Below are 5,445 nucleotides of genomic sequence, written 5' to 3' on the forward strand. Positions count from 1 at the left end.
GAAAGGGAAAAGCGTCGTTTTCCCTTTCCTTACAAATCAATGACTTACGGTGTAAGTCATTGATTTGGGCGCCCCGCTCGGGGCGCGTTGATGGACTTTTTGCGAGTCCATCAACATTGGACATTGGACTTTGGACAGTTCTGATCACCATCGGATAATCGCTCCCCCCCATGTCAAGCCGGCGCCGAACCCGGCCAGGGCGACGATGTCACCCTCCTTGATGAGCCCCTGCCGGTTGGCGTCATCCAGGGCGATGGGGATCGTGCCGCCGGAGGTATTGCCGTACTTCTCCAGGTTTACGAAGAACTTTTTCCTTGGGATGCCAAGTGCTTTGGCCGCCGAATCGATGATCCTGATATTGGCCTGGTGGGGGATCACCATGTCGATATCCTTCAAGGTCAGCCTTTCGGCCCGCTCGAGTGCTCCTGTAACAGCTTCCGGAAGAGCCCTGACTCCAAATTTGAAGACCTCTCTGCCCATCATGCGCACAGCGAAATCCTTGCTGTGCTGATCACCGAGGGGTGTCAGGTCCGCGACGCCGGGATCGACAGCCAGCCAGGGGGGCGGCGCGGAGCCGTCTGCCTTCAAATAGGTCGAGATAATGCCCCTCTCCCCGCCTTCGTGCCGTAAAACAGCCGCACCGGCTCCGTCCGCGAACAGGACGCAGGTGTTCCGATCGCTCCAATCCAGTACCCTCGACAGCGTTTCCCCTCCGATGACCAGGGCCGTTTTGACACCCTGGTCGGGCATCATGCCGTTTGCCATGGCAAGGCCGTACACGAACCCGGAGCAGGCTGCCTCGAGGTCGAAACAGGCGGCGTTCACCGCCCCGATCTTGCTCTGAACGATGCAGGCGGTGGCCGGGATCAGGCGATCCGGGGTGAGGGTCGCCATGATGACAAGGTCCACCTCTTCGGGGCCGACACCGGCCATTTCGAGGGCGTTTTTGGCCGCCTCAGCCGCAAAGTCAGAGGTGGTCTCGTGTTCTTCCGCGATACGCCGTTCCCGGATCCCGGTCCGCGAGACGATCCATTCGTCTGTCGTGTCCACAATTTTTGCCAGGTCGTCGTTGGTGACTATCCGGGAAGGCAGTCCCATCCCGGTGCCGATGATACGGTTACCTTTCATGCCTTACTCCTTATCTTGCTCGAAACGATTGGTGCATCCGGTTTATGCATCCAGCCAGGAGTCTGTGCCCTCCCTGTTAAAAACAGGGAGGTTCTCCGACAGACTCCTAGTTTATTGTTTCACAACCGCAGCCGGTTTTCTGGCCGTAACGATCGTCCTCATGTTCATGAAGCCGAGATCTTCGCTGCCTGTGTGAGAGCAAAAATCGTTGTGGATGACCGCTTCCACAAAACCCGCGTCTACGACAAGCTTTTTCAGCTGGCCGGGACGGTAGATCCTGATAGCGTAGGACTGGTCACGGACAAGCCCCTTTCGTCGGGAAAAGATGATCTCTCTTGCCTTCACTCTTCCGTCCCCGATCTCCCGCTGACGGCACACCACCAGGTCGTCATCGACCTCGTGCCATGTGTTGGGGGCCATCTGTTCCAGGACCCTGTCACCGTCGGCCACATCCACCAGCAGGTGCCCTCCGGGCTGCAGCAGGCGCCAGGCTTCGGCCATGATCCTCCCGTCATCGTCGTCATGGGGCAGATAACCCAGGGAGTTCCCCAGGATCAGCACGTAGTCGAAACGATCTCCGGGAAGACCCGTCTCCCTCGCGTCACCCTGGACAAAAACAACGGGCAGGTTCAGGTGCCGTGCAGAGCTTCTCCCGACTTCCACCAGGTGAGGAGAATAGTCGACGACGGTACACTCTCCGCGGCCCCTGCGGGCCAGCTCAAGACTGTGCCGACCCTGCCCGCCGCACAGGTCGGCTATGTGATGGCCCGACTCCACCGGGAGAAGATCCAGTATGATGTCAACTTCCCGCCGGGAAAGCTCCTCGTTGCACACTGTTCGGGCATCCGTCTTCAGATAAATATCATCGAAGAGGGTTTTCCACCAATCGGGGTGAACTTTGATGGACATGACTGACCTATCCGGCCAGCGGGTGGGCACCGAAGGAAAAAAGCCCATCCGAAGCGAAGACGGCAGGCCCGCCCTTCCAGGGCTGGCTCCTGGCGATAGCCAGCTCATCTTCCTCGATATCCACGTAATCGTCCAGGGCCCCCTCGTGCCACATCTTTTCCAGGGTCAGGCAGTCGGCCCACATGGCGTGACAGTACCTCTCCAGAGAAGCCAGGTGCCCTTGAGTGAGGATCCGCGGACGCAGCGCCATCCGGATCGGTCCGAGAAGGTATGTGAAGCGGTGATCCAGGGAAAGTTTCTCCTGGTGCGCGACGACCTCGGCCAGGTCGCCATAAGGGATTTCCATGATTGCTCCGTTGATACGATCCACCGCTTCCCTCACCGGCATCCTTGACCGCAGGATCGCAAGGGGCTGGACCCCGCCTCCGCTGCCCACGTTGGTGGGCACTCCGCCAAACCGGACCAGGAACCCGAACAGCCCCTCCGGCCCCATGAGGCACCTGAAATCCGTCTGGTACCGCTCCATGACCGTCCTCAGGCCCTGGTTGTCCACGGCGGGGTTGTCCTCCGCCCACAGATCCAGGGGGATCTTCTCCTGGACGATGTAGTTTCCCTTTTCGGTGGCCAGGCCGACGGCTTCTTTGGCATCCGGGTTGATGCCACCGACACGCACACCCATGCCCGAGTATCCCCGTTCCGGTTTAAGGACGAGCCTGTCCCAGTTGTCGCGGGTCCACCCGACCAGGTCAGGGATTCTCTCGTCTCCCGGACCAACGGCGGGCCCTTCCCGGAACCTTCTGGTCCAGGGGGTCCTTCTCACCGTCTCCTCCTGGAAGCGGCCGGACATGGGACCGGTGAAAAGTTCGAACATGCTCTTGACGTTGATCGGTTCGGTCCCTCTCGGGTTCACAACACGCCCCTCGCGGACGGCCTGGAGCACCGGTGACAGGTCGTGCCGGCGATGGAGCCGAAGCAGAACATCCGAGTTGAAATCCATGAAGACGACCGATACCGGCTGTCCCCGGTAACAGACCTTGCCGGCAACGGTTTCCAGCTCGTGGGGAGCCATGAGGGCGCCGGTTATGCCGTCCTCGCCGGAAAGGTGTTTGGCGAGGTTGATATTCTCGGTCACATCCTCGAGAGTCTCTTCCTCGGCCACCACGGCGATGAGTCCCTTGTTGGAACCCTCCCGCAGACGGTGGATCTTGACCAGCATCTGGACGAACCCGTAAACCGGGTATAACCGGGGATGGTCGAAATCCAGATCGACACCGGGATCTTTCAGCCGGACCAGCCTGGACCAGACCTCCTTGCCGATGATCTGCGTTATCCTCTGGTAGTCCCAGCCACCGGGGCTGCCCAGGTTCCATTCAGAGTGATAGCCGAGAAAATCAGCATCAAGATCAAATTCCATATTCCAAATTCCATATTCCAGAAAGAATGATCTGAATTCTTTCAGCTTCAGATTGATAAATTATGTGATCGGTAATTGGAAAAGTCACGAATAATGAATCACCGTTTTTCTACTCTGCACTCTGCACATTGCACTCTGCACTCACGTGCTGAGTTTTTGCTTCAGCACGTGCTCCAGGTCCTGGAACAACAGTTCCCCCTCGGATAAAACCGCATTTATGAAATTCGGGACCCCTTCCCCGCCTGTCGATCGGAAAAGGCTTTGAAACCCGCGTCGGCCGATAGAATAGCACATCTGGTAAGCGGGCTGTAAGGCGTATTTGCGCACCGTTTCGATGGCCCGGACCCTGGTCAACCCGGCCTGGGACAGGTGAACGGCTGCCGTTTCAAGATCGACACGGCCGGAATGCAGGAGAAGGTCCGTGCGCCCTCGAACAGCATGCCGGTACCGCCTCCAGGTGACAAGGAACCGATCGTACGCCCTGTCGAAGGCTCCGGATTGGAGCATGAGATCCTCCCCGAAGCAGGCCCACCCCTCGTAAAAAAGCGGATATTCCAGGGGGCGCCGTACCGGATCGGGATGGTTCCAGCGGCACGTGTCCAGGAGATGGTGTCCCGGATAGGTCTCATGGGCGACTGTCATCCTGTACGACGGGTGGACCGAAAGCGCACTTCGGCCAAGGGTTCCGCCGGCGAATATATAGAACGTTCCACCGCCGGAAGGGTTGCCGGGACGGGCATTGTAGGAATCCGCTGCCCTTATGGCGGCAAGGGAGTGCGGCAGGCGCCGGATATCAACATCGGGCGCCCTCGAGGCTTCCCGTATCCCCAGGTCCGCACAATGTTCCTTGAGATGCGCCGTTTCCAGGAACAGGAGCCGGATCGGTCCGCCTTCAGGCAGAGGATCGGGTTTCAGGGCGCCGAAAAGTTCGTTAAAATCCTCCGAACCGGCCAGGTTGCGGCTCTCCCTGGCAAGGAGAGATCCCGTCTCGCGTTCCTCGTCTTCCAGTTCAGCCAGCGCCTCGGCCACAGTGAATCCGCTGCCGGAGTGATGGCACACGATCCGTTCCAGCTGGTCCGGGTCAAGCTGGAACCTGTCTGTCGTGGGTATTCGGGCCAGTTTTTTCGAAAAAAGATCCACCGATTCCGCGGCCTGGCTCATCGGCCGGACATCTCCCAGGGTGGCGATCCATTTCCGAATATCCTCCGCCATCTCCAGGCCAAGATCCCTGAACAGGACAGGAACCTTGTCAAGGCTCTCAAATGCTCCTTGAAGAAAGCCGGGGAGTGCCGACAGACGAGCCCCCAAAGCATGCTCATCCTGGCTCTGGAGAGCCTGCAAAAGCCCTGCTGAAGCAACTGTAAGGATGAATGTCGGCTTCGAGCTGAACAGTTTCATGTCCTCAAGCTGCTCCATGAGGACATCCACATGCCGGCTCAGGAGGCGCCTTGTTCGCCTGTCCCCGTCATCTTCCCACCCGCTGCCCTGGAGGCCCTCCAGGTCGAGTCTGAACTTCCTCAGCTCGGACAACGCGTCCCGGACACCCTCCGGAGACAGGTCATCCCATGCGGTCCAATCCGTCTCAGCGCTCAACGCCTGGGGAAAATAGTAGAATTCATCACTGAAACAGCAGACGGGAAAACGTCGGGCCAGGCAGTTATACAGGTCAGAGGCAATGACCTGTATCGAACGGTTATTTTCCATCCCGTACTTTAAAAGGAAAGGGGGAGATAGTCCAGAGTCCAGAGGGAAAAATCAGTCCAAAGTCCAATGTCCAAAGACCAAAGACCAAAGGCTAAAGCTTTAACGCAGAGGGCCGCCCTTCTACGCGCTAATGCCCCTCGAATTCAAATTACAGCATTTTGACAAGGGTTTAAGAAAGCCGGGCTCAAAGTTGAAGTGCAACACTTAGAGGAGTTAAAGTGTTGCAATGGAAAAGACATACGAGCATTTGGATTGCACGGAACGTGCGATGATTCAATTGGGACTGGAGC

The 5,445-nt window shown here is 58.2% G+C and carries 4 protein-coding genes; all 4 read right to left on the minus strand.

Annotated elements, in window-relative coordinates; translation table 11 throughout:
- Positions 1 to 144 precede the first annotated feature (144 nt).
- Complete coding sequence (locus P1S46_11250) at positions 145 to 1,128, minus strand: ketoacyl-ACP synthase III (GenBank protein MDF1537051.1); 984 nt, start codon at positions 1,126 to 1,128, stop codon at positions 145 to 147.
- Positions 1,129 to 1,239: 111 nt separating this feature from the next.
- Positions 1,240 to 2,037 carry a class I SAM-dependent methyltransferase gene (locus P1S46_11255; protein MDF1537052.1) on the minus strand — a complete coding sequence of 266 codons (798 nt, stop codon included), beginning with the start codon at positions 2,035 to 2,037 and terminating at the stop codon, positions 1,240 to 1,242.
- 7 nt (positions 2,038 to 2,044) lie between these two features.
- Entirely contained in the window at positions 2,045 to 3,451 is a 1,407-nt protein-coding gene (locus P1S46_11260) for a hypothetical protein (protein MDF1537053.1), read from the minus strand.
- Positions 3,452 to 3,592: 141 nt separating this feature from the next.
- Positions 3,593 to 5,155, minus strand: coding sequence for a DUF885 family protein (locus P1S46_11265; GenBank protein ID MDF1537054.1), 1,563 nt, complete (start codon positions 5,153 to 5,155; stop codon positions 3,593 to 3,595).
- Positions 5,156 to 5,445: the final 290 nt, after the last annotated feature.

It is taken from the genome of bacterium (assembly GCA_029210545.1).
Classification (GTDB): Bacteria; BMS3Abin14; BMS3Abin14; order BMS3Abin14; family BMS3Abin14; genus JARGFV01.

What these genes read in the sequence shown, in the direction of transcription:
- P1S46_11255 (MDF1537052.1), bottom strand. Translation starts at nt 2,037, where the DNA reads ATGTCCATCAAAGTTCACCCCGATTGGTGGAAAACCCTCTTCGATGAT.
- P1S46_11250 (MDF1537051.1), bottom strand. Translation starts at nt 1,128, where the DNA reads ATGAAAGGTAACCGTATCATCGGCACCGGGATGGGACTGCCTTCCCGG.
- P1S46_11265 (MDF1537054.1), bottom strand. Translation starts at nt 5,155, where the DNA reads ATGGAAAATAACCGTTCGATACAGGTCATTGCCTCTGACCTGTATAAC.
- P1S46_11260 (MDF1537053.1), bottom strand. Translation starts at nt 3,451, where the DNA reads ATGGAATTTGATCTTGATGCTGATTTTCTCGGCTATCACTCTGAATGG.